Genomic DNA, 24,593 nt, shown 5'->3' with positions numbered 1-24,593 from the left:
TCATCGGCGGCGGGAAGCATCTTCGCGTCCGACACAGGTTGGGTACGCATGTGTGGCTTCTCCTCCTTACGGATGAGATCCCACTGTTCTTCCCCGAGGGGCGCGCGCCGCCTTGATTCGCGCCGGGAACGCAACCATGACGCACCGGTCACTCGTCTTTCAGGCATGGAGTGCGAGTGCTGGATGGTCGCGCTGCCGGCGATCGACGGCAGGCAGTACGTGTATCGGGTGTACGCACCCGATGACGCACTGCCCGCCGACCTGTTCTGGGAGGCCTGGCACTGCCACGACGAGGGCCCCTTCCCCAGGGCGTGCGACCTCTTCGACGCCGCGGTCATACGCAAGGTCGGCTGAACCACGCCCCCCTGACCCCGCCAGGCCCCGCGCTCCCCGGACGAGACCTACGCGGGCCGCGTCCCGATGACGACCGTCGCGTACATCTCCTCGTCGCTCACCGACCGCGCCACGAGCCCGCCGTCGGCGACCGCGTCGAGCGCGTACGGCACCTGCCGCTCACTCGTCTCGAACAGCAGCCGGCCGCCGGGAGCCAGCCAGCGCGCCGCGTCCGCCGTCACCCGCCGCAGGACGTCGAGGCCGTCCGCGCCACCGTCGAGCGCCACACGCGCCTCGTGGATACGGGCTTCCGGCGGCAGGAGACCGACCTCTTCGGTGGGTACGTAGGGGACGTTCGCCAGCAGTACGTCGACGCGGCCCTGAAGGGCGCCGGGCAGCGGCTCGTAGAGGTCGCCCTCGTACACCCGCCCCCCGGCATCGGCGAGGTTGCGCCGGGCGCACCGCACAGCGGCGGGGTCGATGTCGGCGGCGTGCAGCTCGACCCCGGCGACGGCGGCGCCGAGCGCGGCCCCGAGCGCGCCCGAGCCGCAGCACAGGTCGACGACGACCGCCCCGGGCCCGGCGAGGGCGGCGGCCTGCTGCACGAGGAACTCGGTGCGCCGCCGGGGCACGAAGACCCCGGCGTCCACGGCGATCCGCAGACCGCGGAACTCCGCCCAGCCCAGGACGTGTTCGAGCGGCCGACCGCTGACGCGCCGCTCCACCATGGCGGCGAGCTCGGCGGGGTCACGCGCGGTGTCGGCGAGCAACTGCGCCTCGTCCTCGGCGAAGACACAACCGGCGGCGCGCAGCCTGGTGACGATGACGGAAGGCGCGAGGGGCGTTATGGGCGACGCGGCGGATGCCGTGGGTGACGAGGGGGCCACGGAAGACGAGGGTGCCGCGGGTGCCGCGGGTGACGAGGATGCCGCGGGTGACGAAGGTGAGACCGACATGAGAAGAGGAACCTTTCGGGACGCCTATGGGGCTCCCTCGGTCACCTATGCCGGGTGAACCGCGCGGTCGCGAAGGGGGAGCGCCCGACCTGCTGCTGCGGTAATGGGTCTCACCTCCTGTGTCCGTCTGCCCGCGTCCGTCGCGGGGAGGGCAACAGTACCCGACCCGGTTCCGGGCAGCAGGGGCGGCACCCCGGAGCGTCCACGACATCTGACGGTTCATCAGTATTGAATGTTCCAGGCCCTGCGGCTACGTTCCGCGACACCACAGCTGCGCCCCGCCGCAGCGCCCACAGAGAAGGGGTGTCGCATGGCCGAAGTCAGCGCGGAAGCACGGATCGAGGCGCCCGCGGAGAAGGTCTGGGCCCAGCTCACCGACTTCTCCTCGTACGGCGAGTGGAACGCCACGCACACGAACTTTCCCAAGGGCGGTCCCACCACGCTGGAGGTGGGCGGCACGTTCCTGGAGAACATGAAGCTGATGGGCTTCCCCGCCGAGGTCAACTGGACGATCGAGGACCTGGAGAGCGAGCGCACCCTGGCCATCAAGGGCAAGGGCCCGATGGGCGTCACGGTCGGCACGCGCTACACGCTCACGCCCGACGGGGACGCGACGAACGTACGCATCGACGGCGACTTCACGGGCGCGGCGGTCTCCCTGATGGCGGGCAAGCTGAAGGACTCGGCGACGGCGGCGCTGAACGAGTCCTTGCGGAAGCTGGCGGGCCTGGTGACCTGAGCGAGACTCCCCCGCAGGCAGCTCGTACGCAAAGAGGCGCCCCACACGCGAAGTGCGGGGCGCCTCAGCGGTCATGGGGGTCATCGACCCCCACGACCTCAGTCCTCATCGGCGAGGATCAGGTACAGCTTCTTACGGGCGTCGTTGATGACCGTGAGAGCCTTCTCGCGCTGTTCCTTGCTGCCGGTCTTCCAGACCTGGCCGAACGCCTCCATCAGACCGAAGCCGGCCTGCCGGATCTCGTTCAGCGTCTCCCAGTCGACCCCGCGCCCGGCCTCTTCCCAAGGCGCGTCAGGACCTTCTTCGGCCGCGGTGACACCGGCCTCGGTGAGCGAGAAGAGCTTCTTGCCGCCCTCGCTCGCGCTTCTGATCAGACCCTCGTCCTCCAGGAGCTGGAGGGTCGGGTAGACCGAACCGGGGCTGGGCTTCCATGCCCCGCCGCTGCGCTCGGCGATCTCCTGGATCATCTCGTAGCCGTGCATCGGCCGGTCCTTCAGCAGGGCCAGGATCGACGCGCGTACGTCGCCGCGCCGCGCCCTCCCGCGCGGACCGCCCCTGCCGCCTCGTCCGCCACCCCAGGGGCCGCCGGGTCCACCGGGACCGCCGAAGCCGGGCCCAAAGGGACCGAAAGCGGCGCGCCGGCCCTCGAAGCCACCCCGACCCTCATGGCCGGGGCCGCACTTTCCACGTCCGTGCTCGTGTTCATAACCGTGGGAACGCATAGCAATCACTCCTCGTGTGCTTGATCTTGTAGGTGATCTATCGCGCCATCGTTGATCTGTCGCGATGCGTCAACGATATATCGGAACAGTTCGCATGGCAAGGCTCTTCTGAGGGGTTGGGCAGAGCAGCAGGTCAGGAGCTTGGGGGGAGGGCAGAGCCACCCGGCGACTGGGTCGGACGACAGGCCGGGTCATCACCAACGGCCCGAACGGAGCGGGAGCAGCGACCGCACACCGACGGCGCCGCCACCCGACTCACCGACCACCACCGTCGACCCCGCCAACGACGCCCCCTGAGCCGTACGCGATCACGCTCACGAGCCCGGCCGACGCCTCACACGAAGCCAGCCCCACCACACCGGCGCCGACACCCGCAGGGCAGGGCAGGGCCACCCGGCGGCTGGGCCGGACAGGCCGGGTCATCACCAACGGCCCGAACGGAGAGGGAGCAGCGACCGCACACCGACGGCGCCGCCACCGGACTCACCGACCACCACCGTCGACCCGCCAGCCAGCCCCACCACACCGGCACCAGCACCGGCACCGGCACCCGCAGGGGAGGGCAGGGCCACCCGGCGACTGGGCCGGACAGGCCGGGTCATCGCCGATGCCACGACCGGAGAGGGAGCAGCGACCGCACACCGACGGCGCCGCCACCGGACTCACCGACCACCACCGTCGACCCCACCACACCGGCACCGGCACCGGCACCGGCAACCCCCGCACCCGCGCCCCCACGGCAGCCCCCAGCAAGCCCCGCCCCCCACTACACCCAGTCCACCGAGCCCCACTCACGCGTGGCACCCCCCAAACCGCCCCCCAACGGGCCACCAACCCCCAATTGGCCTTGTCCCACCCCCGCATTGGCCCGCTAGCGTCATCGACATGTCCACTTCCCACCGCATCCGCATCGTCGACGCCTTCTCCGACCGCCCCTTCACGGGCAACCCCGCAGGTGTCCTCCTCCTCGACGCATTCCCCGAGGACGCCTGGCTCCAGAACGTGGCCGCGGAGGTCAACCACGCCGAGACCGCCTTCGCCCACCGCCTCCCCGCGCACGGCGAAGCCGACTGGGCGCTGCGTTGGTTCACGCCCACCACCGAGGTCGACCTCTGCGGCCACGCCACGCTCGCCACGGCCCACGTGCTACAGGCCACCGGCACCGCCGAGGGCACCGTGCGCTTCGCCACCCGCAGCGGTGTCCTGACCACGACCGCGCACGCCGACGGCAACATCGCCATGGACTTCCCGACCGCCCCGCTCACCCCGGCCGAGATCCCCGCCGGCGCGGCGGAGGCACTCGGCGCCGAGCCGCTCGCGGTGTACGACACCGGGGCGAACCTCGGCGACCTGCTGGTCGAGCTCGCGGACGAGAAGACCGTGCGCGCCCTCACACCGGACCACAAGGCCCTGGCCCAGCACTCCAGGCGCGGCATCATCGCCACCGCACGCGCCGAAGACCCCGGCCGCGGCTACGACTTCGTCTCCCGCGGCTTCTTCCCGCGCGTCGGCATCGACGAGGACCCGGTGACCGGCAGCGCCCACACCGCCCTGGCCCCCTTCTGGTCCGAGCGCCTGGGCCGCGCGGAACTCAACGGCCTGCAGGCCTCGGCCCGCAGCGGTCTCGTCCGCACGGAACTGCGCGGCGACCGCACCGTGGTGACCGGCCGCGCGGTCACCGTCATCGAGGGCGAGCTCCACGCCTGACACCACCCCCTGACACCTGACGCAACCGTGGGGACGCACGACACCCGGTCGTACGTCCCCACAGCACCGTCCGCGCCAGCCCAGCACCGTCCGCGCCAGCCCAGCACCGCCCTGCCCGCCGCCTAAGGCGTCGGCAGCCACCCCACCTTCCCCGCGAGCAGCGCGTACCCGACGAACGCGCCGATGTCCAACAGCGAATGGGCCACCACCAGCGGTCCGACCCGCCCCCACCGCCGGTACAGGAGCACGAAGACCACCCCCATCGCCATGTTCCCGATGAACCCGCCGATGCCCTGGTAGAGGTGGTACGAGCCGCGCAGCACCGAGCTGCCGACCAGCGCGGCCATCGGCGTCCACCCCAACTGCCCGAACCTGCGCAGCAGATAGCCGACGACGATCACTTCCTCGAGCACCGCGTTCTGCACCGCGGACAGCACGAGCACCGGGTACTTCCACCACACGTCGGGCAGGTCCTCCGGTACCACCGTCAGGTTGAACCCGAGCCCGCGCGCCGCCAGATAGAAGGCGATCCCGGTGCTGCCGATCACCGCCGCGATCGCCGCCCCGCGCCCCAGGTCCGGCCACGGCCTGCTCCGGTCGAAGCCGATCGTGCGCAGCCCGGCGCCCTCCCGGATCAGGAAGTGCGCGACCAGCGCGACCGGCACCAACGCGGTGGAGATTCCGAACAATTGCCACGCGAGATCAAGCCATGGCCGCCCCGGAGCGGCCGACGCGTTCATGGTCGCCGCCTGATCCTTCAGACCACCCGGTTTGGTGACCGACCCGACAAAGCTGATCAGCGCGGACACACCGCTCGCACCCAGGGAAAGTGCCAGGACGAGCAGCGTCTCGTCCCGGAGGATCCGTCGCGATGGCTCCTCGCCCCGAAAAGAACCGGCCAACGGCCCGGGCTCCGCTTGCACTCCGCCTCCAGTTGAGTATTCCCGCCTCATCCCCATCTCCGCCCCGCTAGGGTCTCGAAAAGAGTTACGAAGATCGTGCGCGACAGGCCGAGGGGGACGGACGCCGACTGCGGTCATGCCACCCCCTCTTTCCTTGCTTCATCACTCAAGGAGGGGCACCACCGCCATGGGACGTCACAGCTTGCCCGATGAGTACGGGACGGACGCACCCGACCCTCGGCCACGCACCCGCGGCCGCACCGTGGCCATCGCGACGGCACTGGTCCTGACGGTCGCGGCGGGCACCGCGGTCGCCGTCCGCAGCGACCTGCTCACCTTCGGCGGTTCGTGCAGCGACGACGCGGTGGAGCTGGACGTCGTCGCCGCGCCCGACATCGCCCCCGCCCTGCGCGCGGCCGCCGACGACGCGCGCGAGAACGAGGTCGCGTCCGACGGAGCCTGCATCGACGTACGGGTCACCGCCCGTGACTCCTACAAGGTCGCCGACCAGCTGCGCACGGGCAAGGGCGATCCGGGCTACGACGTGTGGGTGCCGGACTCCGAACTGTGGCTGCAGCGCGTGGGCCTGGGCGGCCGGCAGAACAAGGTGTCGCCCGCGGGGAACATAGCCTCGTCGCCGGTCGGCATGGCCATGGTCCCTTCGGCCGCCGAATCCCTGGGCTGGCCCAAGAAGACGTACGACTGGCCGGAGTTGACCGGCGCGGCGATGAAGGGCGACAAGCTGCGGCTCGGCGCCGCCGATCCGGCCCGCAGCGCGACCGGCCTGCTGGCCCTCGCCAAGCTGAGCGCCTCGGCGAAGAAGTCGGGCGGCAAGGACGGCGACACCCAGGCCGCCGGGCTGGCCAAGGCCCTGTCCGCGCGCACCTCCGACAGCGACAGCCAGCTCCTTGACACCCTGGCCCGCGACGCCTCCGGCACCGAGCAGGGCAACCCGCGCCGCAACCAGGCGCTGATCCTCTCCGAGCAGGCCGCGTTCAAGCACAACGCGACGGCGGGCGAGGAGAACAGCCTGGACATGTTCTATCCGAAGGACGGCTCGCCGCGCCTCGACTACCCGTACACGCTGGTCCAGGAGGACGAGCTGTCCACGGACCAGAGCCGGGCCGCCCTGCGCTTCATGACGCTGTTCGGCGACGACGAGGGGCGCGCGATCCTGGAGAGGCACGGCTTCAGGACGGGCACCGAGGCCCCGTCGGCGAAGCTCATCACGGCGGCAGGCGGCCGGACCCCCCAGCCGTACGGCGACGAACCGACCGATCCTCCCTCCGAGAAGGAGGTGCAGGAGACGCTCGGCATGTGGACGATCACCGTCCAGAGCGCCCGGCTCAGCACCGTCGTCGACGTCTCGGACTCCATGGGCCAGCTCGTGCCGGGCCGGGGGCAGACGCGGATGGAGGTCACCAAGTCCTCGCTCCTCCAGGCCCTCGCGGGGTTCACCGACGAGGACGAGATCGGCCTCTGGGAGTTCTCCACCCTCCTGGACGGCGAGCGCGACTACCGCAAGCTCGTGCCGACCGAGCGGCTCGGCGACCGCAAGGGCGGCGGCACCCAGCGGGACAAGGTCTCGGAGGCCTTCAGCGATCTGGCGCCCATCCCGGGCGGCGCGACCGGCCTGTACGACACGACGCTTGCGGCGTACAAGGAAGCCACGTCCACCTACGCGAAGGGCAAGTTCAACGCGCTCGTGGTGCTCACGGACGGCGCGAACCAGGACCTCGGCTCCATCTCGCGCAGCAACCTCATCGCACAGCTGGAGAACCTCGCCGACCCCAAGCGCCCGGTGCCGCTCATCGCGATCGCGGTCGGCCCGAACGCGGACAAGGAGGAGGTCGTGCAGATCGCGGAGGCGACCGGCGGATCAGGTCACCAGGTCGATGATCCGGCGCAGATCCACGCGGTCATCCTCAAGGCCATCATGGAGGCGGGCAGCCACGGCTGAGCCCGCCCCCGTGCGCCTCGGCGCGGCGCCTCAGCTCAGGAAGGCCGGTTCGGGCAGCCCCACCGGCCAGGTGTGCACCGGGTCCCCCGCGTGCATCAGCTCGGCGTAGCGCCGGGTGGTCGCCGCGAGCGCGGCCTCGCGTTCGAGCCCGGTCTCCAGGGCCTGGTGGTAGGTCGCCGCCTGCCAGGACGCCCCGTTCACCCGCCGCCTGCAGCGCTCCTCGATGACGCCGAGGTAGAAGTCCCGGTCGGCGGGTTCGACTCCCCACGCGTCGAGCCCCGCCGCGGCGAGCGGCAACAGCTCGTCGCGTACGAGAGCGACCGCGGGCACCTCGACCAGCCCTCCGTAGCGGCCGCGCCGGGGCCATTGCAGCCGGGCCTCGATGCCGTCGCGGCACGCGGTGTCGAAGTTGCTCGCCGCGGCCTCGAAGGGCAGCCGGGTCCACACGGGCCGGGGCTCCTCGGCGAGGGCGCGTACGACGCCGTAGTAGAAGGCGGCGTTGGCGATGACGTCGGTGACGGTGGGGCCCGCGGGCAGGACGCGGTTCTCCACGCGCAGGTGCGGGACGCCGCCGGCGATGCCGTACACGGGACGGTTCCAGCGGTACACGGTGCCGTTGTGCAGGACGAGTTCGCCCAGCTGGGGCACCCGGCCGTCGTCGAGCGCCTCCAGCGGGTCCTCGTCGTCCATGAGGGGAAGCAGCGCGGGAAAGTAGCGCAGGTTCTCCTCGAAGAGCTCGTACGCGTCGCTGATCCAGCGTTCGCCGAACCAGGTCCGCGGCCGCACGCCCTGTGCCTGTAGCTCGGGCGGGCGGGTGTCGGTGGACTGCAGGAACAGCGGCGGCCGGGATTCGCGCCACAGCTCGCGCCCGAACAGGAAGGGCGCGTTGGCGCCGACGGCGACCTGCGCCGCGGCGACGGCCTGCGCCGCGTTCCACACGTCGGCGAACCTGCCCGGTGTGACCTGGAGGTGCAACTGCACGGAGGTGCAGGCCGCTTCGGGCGCGATCGACGCGGAGGTGCAGGTCAGCCGCTCGATGCCCTGGATGTCCAGGACGAAGTCCTCGCCGCGGGCGGCCACGATCTGGTCGTTGAGCAGCGCGTAGCGGTCGACGTCGGAGAGGTTCCCCGAGACCAGGTCGTGGTGGGCGAGCGTCGGCAGAATACCGATCATCACAATGCCCGCGTTCACCTCGTTGGCTTTCCGGTGGGCATAGGCGAGGCCGGTGCGCAGCTCTTCGGCGAGGCGGTCGAGAACCCGTCCGCCCAATCGGTGCGGGGCGATATTGACTTCAAGATTGAACATTCCGAGTTCGGTCTGGAAGTCGCGGCTTGCGATGCGCTCGAGAACTTCCGCATTCAGCATTCTCGGCATGCCGTCGGGCCCCGCGAGATTCAACTCTATCTCCACCCCCATCAGGTTCTGGGGGCGGTCGAACCGCTCCTCGTCCAACAGTCTCCGCAGCCCCGCGAGACACTCCCTGAGCTTGCTCCGGTACCGGTGCCGCTCGGCCAGGTCAAACGTTCCTGCTACGACCTTCTCCCCCATCGAAGCGTCCCCTCCTCGGATGGGCAGCCAATGATCCGGCCGCGATGTCTCGGGGGATGATGCCCTGCAATGTGATCGATAACGCCCCGCACATGCCTCCGGCCCAGTAGGCTCGATGCCGTGCCCACGCGGCACATTCACCGGGCATGGGGTACGCCGGGGATTCCTCGCCCCGAACCCCTGGTGAAAAACGCCGACGAGAATCGGCCGTCCGCTCCCGCGAAGGGAGCCGAGGTCAAACGCCTGGGCTCATCCGAGATCGGGATAAAGCCCGCAAAATGGCGACCGAATAACGCCTTGCAGGCAATATCGGGTGCGGTTAGACGAAACACTGCCTGAACACGTGTCGTATAAACTCCGCGAACGAGGCAGAGAGTTGGCGCTCGCGGTCCCCTGCCCCCGCCCCCTCTGACTTCGGAGCAGACAGCGACGTCCGCACCTGTCCTCGTTCCACCGTGCCTGTCGAATGAGAGAGGCGACCCATCATGCCGCTGCAAGTCCCCCCGGCTCCCGCGCCCGCCCTGCGCAGCGTCCTCGCGGCACTCGGTTCACCCACCGCCGTACGCGAAGCCCGCACCCCGTCCCTGCGTGCCGCGCAGGGACCGACGAGCCCCGAACTCCCGTTGCCCGTCCACGTCCTCGACCGGATCGCCCCGTCGGGCACATCGCCCACCCGGCTCGCCGGGTGGCGCTTCCTGATCCGCTCCGGCGAGCGAGCCGTCGCCGCCGCGGACACGATGCTGACCCCTGACGGATGGGCCTTCTCCCACTTCTTCGAGGGCCCCTACATCGCCTCCACCGAACGCGCCCTGCGCCATGCCGAGGCGATGCCGATGCCCTACCAACCCCGTCTGCTGTCCGTACCCGAGCTCTACATGCTGACCCTCTGGCTGCACGGCGACTGCACGGCGGACGGCGCGGACGGCGATCTCGCGCCCTCCGACATCCTCGTGCCCCTGGCGCCCGCGCCTCCCGGCATCGCGGCGCACCGCCCGCACCGCGCCGCGGAGCTCCTCAAGGTCCTCACCCACCGTCTGACCCCGGCACCGCTGCTCGGCTCGCCCGCCTGACCTCGCCGTACGTCCCCGTGCCCCGCCGCCGACCTCGGCCGCGGGGCTCGGCGCGTGATGTGCCCATACGGACTAGCCCAGTATGACCACCCCGAACCACCCGAAGAGACAGTGCAGTTGGGCTGAACCGTCCGGGCGGGTGATACGTCATTAAGCAGTAAGGAGCGCTGCCGCTAAATCCCTGCGGATTGACGTCCGTAGGGCAACACTGGGATCGGACCGACTAAACGGGGGGCGGCATGAACACCGCATCGAGCCGCAAGGCAGACGTCACAGCCATCACACCGCAGCGAAAGAACCCTTCCATGTGCCAGCACCAACCACCGTGCCCGACAGCCGACTCCGCCGACCGGGAAGCCGCACTGCTCACGGCGAGCCACCCGGAGCAGGGCTGGAGCCTGCTGTGCAACGGCGTCCTGCTCTTCGAGGACACCGGTGAGCTGCTGCCGGACGGCCAGATCATCGCCCCGCATCGACCGCTGGGCACGGACAAGATCATGACCGCCGCCTGACGCGGCGCCATCACGGCACGGACAACAAAGGGGCCGACCCGGAGCAACAACCTCCGGACCGGCCCCCACGCATGTTCTGGACGCGCTGTCAGTCCTCGTACGCATCCAGCGGCGGGCAGGAGCAGACCAGATTCCGGTCGCCGTACGCCTGGTCGATGCGGCGCACCGGCGGCCAGTACTTGTCAGCGGCTACGACGCCGGCCGGGAAGACGGCCTCCTCGCGGCTGTAGGCGTGCTCCCACTCACCGCCGAGCGCGGCGGCGGTGTGCGGCGCGTTGCGCAGCGGGTTGTCGTCCGCCGTCCACTCGGCGCCGACCTTCTCGATCTCCGCGCGGATGTTGATCATCGCCTCGCAGAACCGGTCGATCTCGACCAGGTCCTCGCTCTCGGTGGGCTCGATCATCAGCGTCCCCGCGACCGGGAAGGACATGGTCGGCGCGTGGAAGCCGTAGTCGATGAGCCGCTTGGCGATGTCGTCGACGCTGACACCGGTCGCCTTGCTCAGCGGGCGCAGATCGATGATGCACTCGTGCGCGACGAGCCCGCCGGGGCCGGTGTAGAGCACCGGGTAGTGCGGCTCGAGGCGCTTGGCGATGTAGTTGGCGGAGAGCACGGCGACCTGCGTGGCGCGCTTGAGGCCCTCGCCGCCCATGAGGCGTACGTACGCCCAGGAGATCGGCAGGATTCCCGCGGAACCCCACGGCGCGGCGGAGATCGGCCCGACGCCCGTCTCGGGGCCCGCGGCGGGCTGCAGCGGGTGGTTGGGCAGGAACGGCGCGAGGTGCTCGCGCACACCGACCGGGCCGACGCCGGGGCCGCCGCCGCCGTGCGGGATGCAGAAGGTCTTGTGCAGGTTCAGGTGCGAGACGTCGCCGCCGAACTTGCCGGGCTGGGCGAGGCCGACCAGGGCGTTGAGGTTCGCGCCGTCGACGTAGACCTGGCCGCCCGCCTCGTGCACGGAGGCGCAGATGTCGGCGACGTGCTCCTCGAACACCCCGTGCGTGGACGGGTAGGTGATCATGAGCACGGACAGCTCGTCGCGGTGCTTCTCGATCTTGGCGCGCAGGTCCTCGACGTCGATCTCGCCGTCGTCGCTGGTCTTCACGACGACGACCTTCATGCCGGCCATCACGGCGCTCGCGGCGTTGGTGCCGTGCGCGGAGGACGGGATCAGGCAGACGGTGCGCTGCTCGTCGCCGTTGGCACGGTGGTAGCCGCGCACCGCGAGCAGTCCGGCGAGCTCGCCCTGCGAACCGGCGTTGGGCTGCAGCGAGACCTTGTCGTACCCGGTGACCTCGGCGAGGCGCTCCTCCAGCTCACGGATGAGCGTCAGATAGCCCTGCGCCTGCTGGGCGGGGGCGAAGGGGTGCAGCTGGCCGAACTCGGGCCAGGTGACCGGCTCCATCTCCGTGGTCGCGTTGAGCTTCATGGTGCAGGAGCCCAGCGGGATCATGCCGCGGTCGAGCGCGTAGTCGCGGTCGGACAGCTTGCGCAGGTAGCGCAGCATCGCGGTCTCGGAGCGGTACTGGTGGAAGACGGGGTGCGTCAGGTAGTCGTCGGAGCGCAGCAGAGCGCCGGGGAGCGAGTCCGCGGTCTGCGCGTCGAGCGCCTCGACGTCGGCCTCGACGCCGAACGCCGTCCAGATCGCGGTCAGTTGCTTGCGCGTGGTGGTCTCGTCGCAGGCCAGGGAGACGTGGTCGGCGTCGATCTGGTGGATGTTGACACCGCCCTCGCGGGCCGCGGCCACGAGCGCCTCGGCCCGGCCGGGCACCCGAACGGTCAGGGTGTCGAAGTACGCGCCGTGCACGACCTCGACACCGCCCGCGGTGAGCCCCGCGGCGAGCACGGTCGCGTAGCGGTGGGTACGCCGCGCGATGGACTTGAGGCCCTCGGGCCCGTGGTAGACCGCGTACATCCCGGCCATCACGGCGAGCAGCACCTGCGCCGTACAGATGTTGCTGGTGGCCTTCTCGCGGCGGATGTGCTGCTCACGGGTCTGCAGCGCCAGGCGGTAGGCCTTGTTCCCGTCCGCGTCCACGGACACACCGACGAGCCGCCCCGGCAGGCTGCGCGCGAACTTCTCGCGCACCGCCATGTAACCGGCGTGCGGGCCGCCGAAGCCCATCGGCACACCGAAGCGCTGCGTGGTGCCGACGGCGATGTCGGCGCCGAGCTCGCCGGGCGAGGTGAGCAGCGTCAGGGCCAGCAGGTCGGCGGCGACGGAGACGATGGCACCGATCTCGTGCGCCTGCTCGATGAGCGGCTTGATGTCGCGCACGGCACCGGAGGCGCCCGGGTACTGGATCAGTACGCCGACGACACCGCGCTCGGCGACCTCGGCCGGGATGCCCTCGCTCAGATCGGCGACGACGACCTCGACACCGGTCGGCTCCGCGCGGGTCTGGATGACGGCGACGGTCTGCGGCAGGGCGTCGGCGTCGACCAGGAAGACACCGTCCTTGACCTTGCCCATGCGCCGCGAGAGCGCCATGGCCTCGGCGGCGGCGGTGCCCTCGTCGAGCAGCGAGGCACCGGAGGTGGGCAGCCCGGTCAGCTCGGCGACGACGGTCTGGAAGTTCAGCAGCGCCTCGAGGCGCCCCTGGGAGATCTCGGGCTGGTACGGCGTGTAAGCGGTGTACCACGCGGGGTTCTCCATCACGTTCCGCAGGATCACCGGCGGAGTGAAGGTCCCGTAGTAACCGAGCCCGATCATGGAGTCGAGGACCTGGTTGCGGTCCGCGAGAGAGCGCAGCTCGGCCAGGACCTCGGCCTCGGTGCGCGCCCCGGGCAGGTTCAGCGCCTCGGCGTTCTTGATCACATCCGGCACGGCGGCGGCGGTCAGCTCGTCCAGCGAGCCGTATCCGACCTGCGCGAGCATCTTGGCCCGTGCTTCCACATCGGGACCGATGTGCCGCTGCTCGAAGGGAATGCCCTGCTCGAGCTGCGAGAGCGGGATACGAGGGGTGGCGGTCATGCGGAGGCCTCCTGGTCTGACGCGGGTCTGACGCGACCTGCGAGGGGCACCACGGCGCGGGTACCCGGACGGCCTCCCCCTCTGTCATCTCAACCTGAGAGCTTCACCGGTCCGTGCCTCGCGAGAGACGCCGTACCGGCTTTCACCGTCGGTGAGGAAGGGTTTCGAACGTGCCCGCCCGACGCCCGCCCTACTTTCCAGAGTGACCTCGTCCGTGCGGTACAGGGGCCTGAGAGATTCCGGGGAGGAGTTGCTCCTTCGGCGCCTCCGGTGTGTCCACCGGAGAGCTCTCCCGCACGGGGTCAGCAGCCAAGCGCCAGCCTACCAGCGAGGAGATGGAGGATCCCTCGAGTGGCCGCCTGCCCCGAAGTGCTCTTTCGTAGTGAATACGAACGAACAAGGATGAGTTACGCCCCACTTCGACAAGCCTCGACCAGTTGGAGGGCCCGTGCAGACCGATATCGATCCACGCACCTTGATCGGCCGCAAGGCGTTCGACCGCAACGGGGCGAAGATCGGCACGATCGACGAGGTCTATCTCGACGACGCCACCGGGGCCCCGGAGTGGGCGGCCATACGCACGGGCCTCTTCAGCCGGGACGCCTTCGTCCCCCTGGAGCCCAGCGAGGTCACCAGCGAGGGCACCCTGCGCATCCCCTTCGACCGCTCCCTGGTCAAGGACGCCCCGGACTTCGGCGTGGGCCGCCACCTCTCCCCCGAGCAGGAACTACAGCTCTACCACCACTACGGCCTGGACATCACGCCCCCGCAGTCGGCGCCACCGCCGGACCAGGACTTCGGAAAGATCGCGGGCCAGGAGAGCACCTGACCCCACGGCTCAGCCCTCCTCCCCCGGCGGAGTCACCAGCGGCAACGGCTCCGCGGGGACGAGCTCGGCATCGTCCACCCGGAAGGTCCTCACCCGCCCCGGCGCAGACCCCGGTGTCTCGAACCGCACCGTCACCCGCCCGAGCCCGCTCCCCTGCACCCACCCGTGCCCGAAGCGCGCATGCCGCACATCGTGCCCCGCGCTCCACCGGCGCAGGACGAGCGGCACCTCCTCGGCCGGCTCCTCCACCGTCTCGGCAGCCACCCCCTCCGGCGCGGCCTCGCCCTCCCTCTGCTCAGGGCCCTCTGCCAGCGCCAGCGCCTGGGCCTGGGCCTGCGCGAAGAGATCCTCCTGCGTGTAGTCGGCGAGCCCCGTGACGCCCACGCCGAGCAGCCGCACGCCTCCGGTGGTGTCCACGGACTCCAGGAGCCGCGCGGCGGCCTCCCGCACCACCCCGGGGTCGTCCGTCGGCCCCCGCAGCGTCTCGGAACGCGTCAGCGTCGAGAAGTCGAACCGCCGCACCTTCAGGACGATGGTCCGCCCCGAGTGCCCCGCCGCCCGCAGCCGCTCCACACACCGGTCGGCGAGCCGCGCCACCTCGCCCCTGACCCGCACCCGGTCATGGATGTCCACGTCGTACGTGTCCTCGACGCTGACCGACTTGGACTCCCGCTCGGCCACCACGGGCCGCTCGTCGCGCGCGAGCGCCATCGCGTACAGCGCGCTCCCGTGCGACTTGCCCAGGAGACGGACGAGCTCGTCCTCGCCCGCCTCGGCGATCTCCCCCACCGTCGTGATCCCGCCGCGCCGCAGATGGTCCCCGGTGGCCGGCCCCACACCGGGCAGGATGCGCACCGACAGCGGCCCGAGCAGGTCCCGCTCGGTCCCCGGCACTATCAGCCGCAGGCCGTCCGGCTTGGCCTCCTCCGAGGCGATCTTCGCCAGCATCTTGGACGCGGCGAGCCCGACCGACCCCGCGAGCCCGGTCACCGCCTTGATGTCGGCACGCAACCGCTCGCCCACGGCCAGCGCCGACGCCTGGTCGTCGGCCACCCCGCCCGCCTCCAGGTCGACGAATGCCTCATCCAGGCTGAGCGGCTCCACCAGCGGCGACAGCTCACGCAGCAGCGCCATCACCTGGTCGCTGATGTCGCGGTAGAGCGCGAAGCGCGGAACCAGATAGGCGGCATTGGGCACCAGACGCCGCGCCTGCCCCATGGGCATCGCCGAGTGCACACCGAACTTCCGCGCCTCGTACGAGGCCGTGGCCACCACGCCCCGCGGTCCGAGCCCGCCCACCACCACGGCTTTCCCGCGCAGACTCGGCTTCGCGGCCTGCTCGGCGGACGCGTAGAAGGCATCCATGTCCAGATGCAGAATCGTGGGCGCGGTTCTCACACCACTGATGCTGCCCTACGCCACTGACAACGCCCCGAGAACGCCACCCCGCACCCAACCGGGCCGCGACCGGTCCGCGACGCGCGCGGCGGCCTCAGACGGCCCTGTTGCGCCGCCGCGCGAGCTCGTCGGCGGGGTTCGGCCGCACCAGCGTCTCCCCGGTCTCGATCCGCTCGCCGTGCAGCTGCGAGAGCGCCGCCTCCACGTCCCGCCACACGACACCCACGGCGATCCCGAAGACCCCCTGGCCGCCCTGGAGCAGATCGTGGACCTCGTCGGGCGACGTGCACTCGTAGACCGTCGCGCCGTCGCTCATGAGCGTCATCCGCTCCAGGTCCTGGAAGCCGCGGTCGCGCAGATGCTGGACCGTGGTCCTGATGTTCTGCAGGGACACACCGGTGTCGAGGAACCGCTTCACGATCTTCAGGACGACGACGTCCCGGAAGCTGTAGAGCCGCTGGGTGCCCGACCCGCCCGCGGACCGCACACTGGGCTCGACCAGACCCGTACGGGCCCAGTAGTCGAGCTGTCGGTAGGTGATGCCGGCGGCCGCGCACGCGGTCGGCCCCCGGTAACCGATCTGTTCCTGTTCGGACTGTCCGGACGTGGCGTCCCCGCTCCCCTGAACGCTCCCCTGAACCACCATCGGCCTCTTCGGAGAGTGACCGGCCGCGCTGCTGTGAAGCGGATACGGCCCGCCCATCGCCGTACCGTCGCCGCTGCTTCCCACGCCGACCTCCGTCCTTGACCTGCCTTCTCGACGGTAGGCAGTCACCAGGGGCTCGTCAACGATCGCCACACTCGGCACGCCGAGTGATAATCACCCTAAGAGTGGTTTGCCGTACCGCACCGCCGGGAAAAGCTAGCCGAATGGTCCGCCGGACCCCTTCGGAAGCGACGGACCACCGGCTGACGGACTACTGGCTGTTCGTACCGAAGTCCTCGGGCGAGATCTGATCGAGGAACTCGCGGAACTTCTCCACCTCGTCCTCCTGCTCGTCCGGAATGGCGATGCCCGCGTCGTCGAGGACACCGTCACTGCCGTAGATCGGCGTTCCGGTGCGCAGGGCGAGCGCTATGGCGTCGGACGGCCGGGCGCTCACCTCGACTCCGCTGGCGAAGACCAGTTCCGCATAGAAGACCCCTTCTCGGAGGTCCGTGATGCGCACTTCGGTGAGCTCCTGTCCCACCGCCTCCAGCACGTCCTTGAACAGGTCGTGGGTCAGCGGCCGTGCGGGCGCCATCCCCTGCTGTGCGAAGGCGATCGCGGTCGCCTCACCTGGTCCGATCCAGATGGGGAGGTACCGATCGCCTCCCACTTCACGCAGGAGCACGATCGGTTGGTTGGAGGGCATTTCCACCCGGACACCTACGACGTCGAGCTCGTTCACACAGCAACCCTAGGACGTGCCCGGCCGGTTTGGGTAGTCGGGCACCCCTTGAGTCAGGGCAACCGCACCCCGAGCGCGGTCTGCACCAGTGCAGAGTGCAGCTTTCCGGTCAGTCCCGCGAGCTCCTTCGTACGAGCTTCCGCATGGGCTCTGGTCTGCGGATTGCGGTGCCGGCGCAGCGGCGCGACGACCTGGTCGACGAGCCCGGCCTCGCGTTCGGCCGCCGACTTCAGGGTGCGCAGATGTCTGGGTTCGATACCGAACCGCCCGAGTTCGACGACGAGCGCGGCCACCGTCACGGCCTCCGCGTCATAGCCGCCGTCCGGCAAGGGCACGATGAGCCCGTACGTCTCCCAGTCCGCGAGCTGCTCCGCGTCGATCTCGGCGGCCGCAAGGAGCTCGGCACGGCCCACACGGGCAGCAGTGGGCTCATCGGCGTCACTCACGCCCCAGGCGTCACCGGGCTCGCGCGGCTGCCCCAGAGAGGGCACGGGAGCCTTCTCTCCGCGCTCCAGGGCGTCCAGGTGCTCCCGGATGACCTTGAGCGGCAGATAGTGGTCCCGCTGCATCCTCAGGACGTGACCGAGCCGCTCGACGTCCTGCGGGCTGAACTTGCGATAGCCCGACGGCGTGCGCTCCGGCTCGATGAGCCCTTCCGACTCCAGGAAACGAATCTTGGAGATCGTGACCTCGGGAAACTCGTCACGCAGCGCGTTCAACACGGCGCCGATGCTCATCAGCCGACGGTCCTCGGCGGCGGTGCCGTTGCCGGCACCGCCCCTCGGTGTTTGAAGCATGGACCTTCCTGACGGATCAGATACCCATGGCCCGCTGGCTCGCGTAGAAGACCAGGCGGTACTTGCCGATCTGCACCTCGTCGCCGTTCGACAGCGCGACCGAGTCGATGCGCTCCCGATTGACGTACGTGCCGTTGAGGCTGCCCACGTCGGCGACGGTGAAGGAACCGTCACCGAGGCGACGGAACTCCACGTGGCGACGCGAGACGGTCACGTCGTCCAGGAAGATGTCGCTCTGCGGGTGGCGCCCCGCCGTGGTCAGCTCGCCGTCCAGGAGGAAGCGGCTGCCCGAGTTCGGCCCACGGCGCACCACGAGGAGCGCGGAACCGAGCGGCAGTGCGTCAACGGCGGCCTGGGCCTCCGGCGAGAGGGCGGGCGAGGCGGTCTGCCCCGTCACCTCCGCGTCGTAGGCCTCCAGGCCCGAGATGGAGATGGTGGAGGTCGTCTCCGAGGGACGCTCCGGCGCGGCCCCGGCCCGCAGCGGCGCGCCGCAGTTGGAGCAGAACCGGCTCGCCTCGGCGTTGCGGTTCCCGCACCTCGTACACACCAGGGCCATGGACGGATCCTCCTGCCGCGGCTGCCCCGCGGGGGCATTCGATGCGTACGGATCGGGGGTAAACCCTCCACCCGTACTTGAGGTTGACGGTTCTCCGAAACCTATGCGGCCCGGACCGGCAGGGTCAACAGACGACGCGCCCTGCGCGCCCGAAATGTCACCGCTTGGCCCACCGACCTGGTCACGGAACATCGGGCGCTCGGCGCCCTGCTCCTCTGCATCTCCATGGCGCGTGGCACGGTGCCGGGCAGTGGCGGGGTTGCCACTGTCCTCACGTGCGCTCTTGCCGAACAACTTCGCAAACAACTTCACGGGCGATTCCCCTTGACCGAAACAGACCCGCCCGTGGGGCAGGACGAACCCTGATTGCACACACCGGCATACATCGGCAGCACAGACATCCTCACAACGTCCGCATCCGCCAAACAGTTTCCACCACGCACCACGCTTACAGTGCGCCGACCCCCCGCAACCTCATGCCCTCGACCGGCGGCCCCCATGCACCCCGCCCTCACTGGGACGACGACCGAGCGTAGTCAGGCCGCTTCGCCGCTCGCAAGGCGTCCACCACGATCTTCTCCGCTCGCGTCACGGTGACGGTGGCCTGCTCCTTCTCCAGAGTCTGCACCACGCCACCTGGGATGTTCAGCGCCGGCTCGAGGTCCTGCGGCTTGCCGATCACCTTGAACCGGTAGGGCTTGCCGACCTTGCGGCCGTCCACCCGGACACCACCACTGTCCGTATCCGACAGATAGGTGTTGGCCACTACGCGTACATCATTGATCTGGATGGCCTCGGCACCCGCAGCACGCAACTCCTGAATGGCGTCGAGCAGCATGTCCGCCTCAACCGACTCCTTCTTGTCATCGATGGTCAGCGTGATGCCAGGACCCTGCGCCGCCACGGTGCCCGCCAGAATGCCGAGTTGACGTTCTTTCTCGACAGTCTGCTTGCGGGCCTCCTCGGCCTGGTCCGAGCTGTTCTCAAGCCCGGTGCGCTGGTCCTCAAGACGCTGCTTCTCACCTTCCAGACGCTGTGTACGGTCATCCAGTTCATCGAGAATGCGTACGAGATCTTCCTGACGTGCGCCGCGCAACGCGCTGCTGTCGTTGTTGGAGCGCACCTGGATGGCAAGACCGAGCCCCAGCACGAACAGCAGCAGGGCGACGATGAGTTGGGGGCGCGTGACGCGAGGGGGCCACAGCCCCTCCGCCAGCCGCCGACGGCCGCTGAGCGGCGCCTGCCCGTCCTGCTGCGTGTTCTGCTGCTCGTCGTGGTGTGCGTCCCGCTGTTCGCCCTGCTCGGGCCCCGCGGCCTGCACGGGCTCCGCGGGAGCGCCGTGCACCTCGGCGGGAAGCGCCCTGCCGCGGTTGTCGCCCCCGGGCGTCTCGTCCGTACCCATGCGCGTCACGCCCTGAAGATGTGTCGGCGGATGGCGGCGGCGTTCGAGAAGATCCGGATGCCGAGGACCACCACGACACCGGTGGAGAGCTGGGCGCCCACGCCCAACTTGTCGCCCAGGAACACGATCAGGGCGGCCACGACCACGTTCGAGAGGAACGACACCACGAAGACCTTGTCGTCGAAGATCCCGTCGAGCATCGCCCGCAGACCTCCGAACACCGCGTCGAGTGCCGCCACCACGGCGATCGGAAGGTACGGCTCGACCACCGCCGGAACCTCGGGCCGGACCAACAATCCGGCCACGACTCCCACGACGAGGCCCAGTACGGCGATCACGATGTGCCCTTTCCTGCCTTCGGCTCTGCTGTACGTACGGTCACACTCGGTGCTGCCGGCAGTCGGACGTCTTCCTGGACGGAAATACTGGTCCGTACGCCGAAGTTCTCCTGCAGAGCATGCAGATACTGACCGTCGCGACTGTTCTGGAATCTCGTGCTCAAGCGCTGACCGTCACCCACGGCAAGCACCGTATACGGCGGCACCAGCGGCTTGTTGTCGACCAGTATCGCGTCACCCGCGGCCCTGATCGCCGACAGGGCCGTCAGCCGCTGGTCGTTGATGGCGATCGCCTCAGCGCCGGACTGCCACAGGCCGTTGACGACCCGCTGCATGTCGCGGTCGCGCACCCGTCCGGTGTCGGAGAATCCCGCGCTCTCGCGCGGCCCGCCCCCGCCCTGGTCGGCTTCCTTCGCGTCGTCCACGACAAGCTTCACACCGAGCCCGTGGACCTTGGTGGCACCGGAGAGCAGGGACACCAACTCGCCCTTGCTGCCCCCGTGTTTCTTCAAGGCCTCGCGCTGCCGCTCGCCCACGTCGTCACGGAGCGTCTCGACGTCCTCTTCGAGCTCGTCGGCGTCCGAGGTCGCCGACTCGATGCGGTCGATGAGCTCCACGCGCTCCTTGGCGACGACCGGAGCGGCTATCCGCGCCTGCGCCGCACCCACCGTCACCACCAGGGCCGCGAGCACCAGTCCGAGCGCGAGGCCGAGCTTCGCCCGCAGCGGACGCGGCACACCGGCCGCGCCCTGCGCCTTCTTGCGGGCCGCCGCCTCTGCGTACCCCTCGTCCAGACTGTGGTCCATGACCGTGGTCAGCAGCGACATGGAGGCGTCCGGGCGCCGGGGGCGCGAGGGGGTGCTCCGAACGGGGGGCTGCTGCGGCATGCCGCACATCGTCGCACGTCGCGGGCGCTACCTCCGAATGGCCCCACCGGCGTGCCGGACAGCACCTCTCACGGGTGCCGTCCGGCCCACGCCGCCGGTCAGCGACCGGCGCTGTCCACCACGGCGGACCACTCGTCGAGCAACGCCTGGGCGGAGGCGTCGTCGGGTCCCTCGGCCCACAGATGGGTGACGGCCTCCGCGGGGTCGGGCAGCACCAGCACCCACCGCCCGTCGGTCTCCACGACCCGGACGCCGTCGGTCGTGTCCACCGACCGATCCCCCGCGGCCTCCACCACGGTCCGCATCACGAGCCCCTTGACCGCCCACGGCGTCGCGAGGTCACGCCGCAGCACATGCGCACGCGGGATACGGGCATCGATCTGGCTCAGCGTGAGCTGCGTCCGCGCGACGAGACCGATGAGCCGCACGAAGGCCGCCGCACCGTCGAAGACGCTGCTGAACTCCGGAATGATGAATCCACCGCGGCCGTCGCCACCGAAGATGGTCGACTCATCACGCCCCACGCGCGTCAGATCGTCGGGCGACGTCGTCGTCCAGTCGACCTGCGTCCCGTGATACGCGGCCACCTGCTCGCCGATGCGCGTCGTCGTCACCGGCAGCGCGACCCGCCCGCTGCGGCGCTCCGCGGCGACCAGATCGAGCATGACGAGAAGCGCGCGGTCGTCCTCGATGATCCGCCCCTTCTCGTCGACGAGCGAAAGCCGCTCGCCCACGGGGTCGAACCGCACACCGAAGTCGGCACGCGACGACGCCACGATCTCGCCCAGCCGCACAAGCCCCGACCTGCGAGCCTCATAGGTCTCGGTCGGACGCGACTCGTCGAGACCGGGGTTGATGGTCAGCGCGTCGACGCCCAGTCGCCCGAGCAGGCTCGGCAGCACGAGGCCCGCACTGCCGTTGGAGGCGTCGACGACCACCTTCAGATCCGACTCGGCCACGCCCGTGGTGTCGACGTTGCGCAGCAACGAGCCGGTGTAGGAGTCGAAGACGCTGGACGGGAAGTGCAGATCCCCGATCTCCCCGGGGAAGGCACGCCGGTACTCCTGGCGCGCGTACACCCGGTCCAGCTTCCGCTGACTCCCCTGCGACAGGTCGGCCCCGCGTGCGTCGAAGAACATGATGTCGACGGAGTCCGGCACCCCGGGCGTCGTCCGGATCATGATCCCGCCGGCACTGCCCCGAGCCGTCTGCTGCCGCGCCACCGGCAGCGGCACGTTCTCCAGGTCGCGTACGTCGATGGCGCTGGCCTGGAGGGCCGAGATCACCGCTCGCTTCAGCGCCCGGGCGCCTCGAGAGTGGTCACGGGCCGTGGTGACGGTCGAGCCCTTCTTCAGGGTCGTGGCGTACGCCCCCGCGAGCCGCACCGCGAGCTCCGGCGTGATCTCCACGTTCAGGATTCCGGAGACACCGCGCGCACCGAAGAGATGGGCTTGGCCGCGGGACTCCCAGATGACGGACGTGTTGACGAACGCGCCGGCCTCGATCGTCTTGAACGGGTAGACCCGCACATTGCCCTGGATAATCGATTCCTCACCGACGAGGCACTCGTCGCCGATGACGGCACCGTCCTCGATGCGGGCGGCCCGCATGATGTCGGTGTTCCTGCCGATGACACAGCCCCGCAGGTTGCTGTGCTGGCCGATGTAGACGTTGTCGTGCACGACGGCCCTGTGCAGGAACGCGCCGGTCTTGACCACCACGTTCGAGCCCACGACCGTGTGCTCACGAATTTCGGCGTCGGCCTCGACCTTGGCGTAGTCACCGATGTAGAGCGGCCCCCGCAGCGTGGCGTCGGGGTGCACCTCGGCGCCTTCGGCGACCCACACACCGGGCGAGATCTCAAAGCCGTCGAGTTCGACGTCGACCTTGCGCTCCAGCACGTCGGCCTGCGCCTTGACGTAGCTCTCGTGCGTGCCGACGTCCTCCCAGTAGCCCTCGGCGATGTACCCGTAGACGGGCTTGCCTTCCTTCATGAGCTGGGGGAAGACGTCACCGGACCAGTCGACCGACACATCGGCGTCGACATAGTCGAAGACCTCGGGCTCCATCACATAGATGCCCGTGTTCACCGTGTCGGAGAAGACCTGTCCCCAGGTCGGCTTCTCCAGGAAGCGTTCGACCTTTCCTTCTTCGTCCACGATGGTGATGCCGAATTCCAGCGGATTGGGAACGCGCGTCAGGCAGACGGTGACAAGCGCGCCCTTCTCCTTGTGGAAGTTGATCAGCTCGGTGAGGTCGAAATCGGTCAGAGCATCACCGGAGATCACGAGGAAGGCATCGTCCTTCAATGCCTCCTCGGCGTTCTTCACGCTCCCGGCAGTGCCGAGTGGCTTCTCCTCATTGGCATAGGTGAGCTCCATCCCGAGCTCTTCACCATCGCCGAAGTAATTCTTGACCAGTGAGGCCAGGAACTGGACTGTTACTACGGTCTCGGTGAGTCCATGCCTTTTGAGCAGCCTCAGCACATGCTCCATGATGGGCCTATTGGCCACAGGCAGGAGCGGCTTGGGCATGCTCGAGGTCATGGGGCGAAGGCGCGTGCCTTCACCTCCAGCCATTACGACGGCCTTCATGTCGGAAGCGTCCTCCTCAATAGGCGACGATCTAGCCGACTCAGCCCGCCAAGATAGTCCCGTAAATATCTCTTACGGGTCTGCAAGCCTCTACAGCTGCCGAATCGGCAAGCTCAATCGGCCGTGACGTCCGCACGGACAAGTCGGCGGACCTGAACCACGTAGAGGATCCCTGCCCACCAGTACAGAGTTGTACCCCATCCTGCGAACGCCCATCCGAAAATAGCAGCGAGAGTGCTGATCCAGCCACTGCCGTCACTGAGGAGCAGTAGTGGAAAGGCGTACATCAGGTTGAAGGTGGCGGCCTTGCCCAGGAAGTTCACCTGCGGCGGCGGATAGCCGTGACGCCTGAGGATCCCAACCATCACCAGCAGAACCAGCTCGCGCAGGAGCAGCACCGCGGTCACCCACAGCGGAAGAATCTCCCGCCACGTGAGCCCGAGCAACGTCGACAAGATATAGAGCCGGTCGGCAGCCGGGTCGAGCAGCCGCCCGAGGTTGCTGATCTGGTTCCAGCGGCGGGCCAGCTTGCCGTCGAGATAGTCACTGATGCCGCTCAGCATCAGCACCAGCAGCGCCCAGTGGTCACTCTTGGGCCCGCCGAACTCCGGCCTGAGGATCAGCCACAGGAAGAGGGGTACGCCAAGGAGACGCGCCATGCTGAGGATGTTCGGGATGGTGAGGACCCGGTCCGTCTGGACGCGAGTCTCCTGGACCTCCACCCGGGGGCCTCCTGTGGGAAACGAGCCGATGATGCCCCCTGACCTTACCCTCAGTTGTCAGCCGGCGGTGCAGAGGGGTGGCCGAGGGCCCGAAAGGGCCCAGAAATACAAAAGCCGTGGTCCCTGGACAATAAAGTCCAGGGACCACGGCTATTAAAATGAGTTCGGCGGCGTCCTACTCTCCCACAGGGTCCCCCCTGCAGTACCATCGGCGCTGTGAGGCTTAGCTTCCGGGTTCGGAATGTAACCGGGCGTT

The 24,593-nt window shown here is 69.4% G+C and carries 22 protein-coding genes, 1 rRNA gene and 1 riboswitch; of the genes, 7 read left to right on the top strand and 16 right to left on the bottom strand.

Annotated features, from left to right (window positions below):
- The first annotated feature begins 183 nt into the window (after positions 1 to 183).
- Entirely contained in the window at positions 184 to 354 is a 171-nt protein-coding gene (locus ACZ6ZP_RS35690; RefSeq protein ID WP_351170032.1) for a hypothetical protein, read from the top strand.
- 47 nt (positions 355 to 401) lie between these two features.
- Here ACZ6ZP_RS35690 and ACZ6ZP_RS35685 read toward each other — a convergent pair whose 3' ends face one another.
- Positions 402 to 1,289, bottom strand: a complete 888-nt coding sequence (locus ACZ6ZP_RS35685) for a putative protein N(5)-glutamine methyltransferase (RefSeq protein WP_469409958.1) — start codon at positions 1,287 to 1,289, stop codon at positions 402 to 404.
- Positions 1,290 to 1,599: 310 nt separating this feature from the next.
- Here ACZ6ZP_RS35685 and ACZ6ZP_RS35680 point away from each other — a divergent pair, with 310 nt between their 5' ends.
- Positions 1,600 to 2,028 (top strand): type II toxin-antitoxin system Rv0910 family toxin, encoded by a 429-nt coding sequence (locus ACZ6ZP_RS35680; protein ID WP_361469375.1) that lies wholly within the window; start codon positions 1,600 to 1,602, stop codon positions 2,026 to 2,028.
- A gap of 98 nt (positions 2,029 to 2,126) precedes the next feature.
- On the opposite strand, the gene ACZ6ZP_RS35675 is transcribed toward ACZ6ZP_RS35680, so the two are convergent.
- Positions 2,127 to 2,750 (bottom strand): PadR family transcriptional regulator, encoded by a 624-nt coding sequence (locus ACZ6ZP_RS35675; RefSeq protein ID WP_469409954.1) that lies wholly within the window; start codon positions 2,748 to 2,750, stop codon positions 2,127 to 2,129.
- Positions 2,751 to 3,635: 885 nt separating this feature from the next.
- On the opposite strand from ACZ6ZP_RS35675, the gene ACZ6ZP_RS35670 reads away from it, so the two are divergent.
- Positions 3,636 to 4,457, top strand: a complete 822-nt coding sequence (locus ACZ6ZP_RS35670; protein WP_469409952.1) for a PhzF family phenazine biosynthesis protein — start codon at positions 3,636 to 3,638, stop codon at positions 4,455 to 4,457.
- A gap of 122 nt (positions 4,458 to 4,579) precedes the next feature.
- Here the strand turns inward: ACZ6ZP_RS35670 and ACZ6ZP_RS35665 are convergent, their stop codons facing one another.
- Positions 4,580 to 5,380, bottom strand: a complete 801-nt coding sequence (locus tag ACZ6ZP_RS35665; protein WP_383825867.1) for a CPBP family intramembrane glutamic endopeptidase — start codon at positions 5,378 to 5,380, stop codon at positions 4,580 to 4,582.
- Between the two features lie 166 nt (positions 5,381 to 5,546).
- Here ACZ6ZP_RS35665 and ACZ6ZP_RS35660 point away from each other — a divergent pair, with 166 nt between their 5' ends.
- Entirely contained in the window at positions 5,547 to 7,319 is a 1,773-nt protein-coding gene (locus tag ACZ6ZP_RS35660; protein WP_469409951.1) for a substrate-binding and VWA domain-containing protein, read from the top strand.
- A gap of 30 nt (positions 7,320 to 7,349) precedes the next feature.
- On the opposite strand, the gene ACZ6ZP_RS35655 is transcribed toward ACZ6ZP_RS35660, so the two are convergent.
- On the bottom strand, positions 7,350 to 8,867 hold the full coding sequence (locus tag ACZ6ZP_RS35655) for a glutamate-cysteine ligase family protein (protein ID WP_351170049.1): 1,518 nt from the start codon (positions 8,865 to 8,867) through the stop codon (positions 7,350 to 7,352).
- Between the two features lie 485 nt (positions 8,868 to 9,352).
- On the opposite strand from ACZ6ZP_RS35655, the gene ACZ6ZP_RS35650 reads away from it, so the two are divergent.
- The gene (locus tag ACZ6ZP_RS35650; RefSeq protein WP_351170052.1) at positions 9,353 to 9,937 is read left to right on the top strand and encodes a hypothetical protein; all 585 of its coding nucleotides are present in this window, start codon (positions 9,353 to 9,355) and stop codon (positions 9,935 to 9,937) included.
- 305 nt (positions 9,938 to 10,242) lie between these two features.
- Positions 10,243 to 10,449, top strand: coding sequence for a DUF5999 family protein (locus tag ACZ6ZP_RS35645; RefSeq protein ID WP_351170055.1), 207 nt, complete (start codon positions 10,243 to 10,245; stop codon positions 10,447 to 10,449).
- Between the two features lie 88 nt (positions 10,450 to 10,537).
- Here the strand turns inward: ACZ6ZP_RS35645 and gcvP are convergent, their stop codons facing one another.
- A complete protein-coding gene (gene gcvP / locus ACZ6ZP_RS35640; RefSeq protein WP_366463129.1) occupies positions 10,538 to 13,423 on the bottom strand; it encodes an aminomethyl-transferring glycine dehydrogenase in 2,886 nt (961 codons plus the stop codon).
- A 207-nt stretch (positions 13,424 to 13,630) separates the two neighbouring features.
- Positions 13,631 to 13,728, bottom strand: a riboswitch (glycine riboswitch).
- Positions 13,729 to 13,871: 143 nt separating this feature from the next.
- Between gcvP and ACZ6ZP_RS35635 the strand changes: the two genes are divergently transcribed.
- Positions 13,872 to 14,252: a PRC-barrel domain-containing protein gene (locus ACZ6ZP_RS35635; RefSeq protein ID WP_351170060.1), complete on the top strand. Its 381-nt coding sequence runs from the start codon at positions 13,872 to 13,874 to the stop codon at positions 14,250 to 14,252.
- 9 nt (positions 14,253 to 14,261) lie between these two features.
- On the opposite strand, the gene ACZ6ZP_RS35630 is transcribed toward ACZ6ZP_RS35635, so the two are convergent.
- The 11 genes from ACZ6ZP_RS35630 to rrf all read right to left on the bottom strand — a co-directional run.
- Complete coding sequence (locus ACZ6ZP_RS35630; protein ID WP_361469395.1) at positions 14,262 to 15,650, bottom strand: DNA polymerase IV; 1,389 nt, start codon at positions 15,648 to 15,650, stop codon at positions 14,262 to 14,264.
- Positions 15,651 to 15,744: 94 nt separating this feature from the next.
- Positions 15,745 to 16,380 carry a MerR family transcriptional regulator gene (locus ACZ6ZP_RS35625; protein ID WP_351170064.1) on the bottom strand — a complete coding sequence of 212 codons (636 nt, stop codon included), beginning with the start codon at positions 16,378 to 16,380 and terminating at the stop codon, positions 15,745 to 15,747.
- Positions 16,381 to 16,567: 187 nt separating this feature from the next.
- Complete coding sequence (locus ACZ6ZP_RS35620; RefSeq protein WP_006123076.1) at positions 16,568 to 17,041, bottom strand: bifunctional nuclease family protein; 474 nt, start codon at positions 17,039 to 17,041, stop codon at positions 16,568 to 16,570.
- Between the two features lie 53 nt (positions 17,042 to 17,094).
- Positions 17,095 to 17,838 carry a transcriptional regulator FtsR gene (gene ftsR / locus ACZ6ZP_RS35615; protein ID WP_351170066.1) on the bottom strand — a complete coding sequence of 248 codons (744 nt, stop codon included), beginning with the start codon at positions 17,836 to 17,838 and terminating at the stop codon, positions 17,095 to 17,097.
- A gap of 16 nt (positions 17,839 to 17,854) precedes the next feature.
- Positions 17,855 to 18,823 (bottom strand): FHA domain-containing protein, encoded by a 969-nt coding sequence (locus ACZ6ZP_RS35610; RefSeq protein WP_469410190.1) that lies wholly within the window; start codon positions 18,821 to 18,823, stop codon positions 17,855 to 17,857.
- An 82-nt stretch (positions 18,824 to 18,905) separates the two neighbouring features.
- Complete coding sequence (locus ACZ6ZP_RS35605) at positions 18,906 to 19,796, bottom strand: DUF881 domain-containing protein (RefSeq protein WP_469410189.1); 891 nt, start codon at positions 19,794 to 19,796, stop codon at positions 18,906 to 18,908.
- A gap of 5 nt (positions 19,797 to 19,801) precedes the next feature.
- Positions 19,802 to 20,134 carry a small basic family protein gene (locus tag ACZ6ZP_RS35600; RefSeq protein WP_030794354.1) on the bottom strand — a complete coding sequence of 111 codons (333 nt, stop codon included), beginning with the start codon at positions 20,132 to 20,134 and terminating at the stop codon, positions 19,802 to 19,804.
- Positions 20,131 to 21,030, bottom strand: a complete 900-nt coding sequence (locus ACZ6ZP_RS35595; protein ID WP_351170068.1) for a DUF881 domain-containing protein — start codon at positions 21,028 to 21,030, stop codon at positions 20,131 to 20,133. The genes ACZ6ZP_RS35600 and ACZ6ZP_RS35595 overlap by 4 nt, the downstream gene beginning before the upstream one ends.
- Positions 21,031 to 21,119: 89 nt before the next feature.
- The gene (locus tag ACZ6ZP_RS35590) at positions 21,120 to 23,615 is read right to left on the bottom strand and encodes a mannose-1-phosphate guanyltransferase (RefSeq protein ID WP_351170070.1); all 2,496 of its coding nucleotides are present in this window, start codon (positions 23,613 to 23,615) and stop codon (positions 21,120 to 21,122) included.
- Between the two features lie 113 nt (positions 23,616 to 23,728).
- Positions 23,729 to 24,337, bottom strand: a complete 609-nt coding sequence (locus ACZ6ZP_RS35585; RefSeq protein WP_351170073.1) for a CDP-alcohol phosphatidyltransferase family protein — start codon at positions 24,335 to 24,337, stop codon at positions 23,729 to 23,731.
- Positions 24,338 to 24,499: 162 nt separating this feature from the next.
- A 5S ribosomal RNA gene (rrf, locus tag ACZ6ZP_RS35580) occupies positions 24,500 to 24,593 on the bottom strand; the annotation flags it as partial.

The sequence above is a fragment of the Streptomyces sp. NPDC054047 genome (assembly GCF_055585065.1).
The sequence above is the reverse complement of the archived record's forward strand: the minus strand, read 5'-3'. Positions and strand labels throughout refer to the sequence as shown.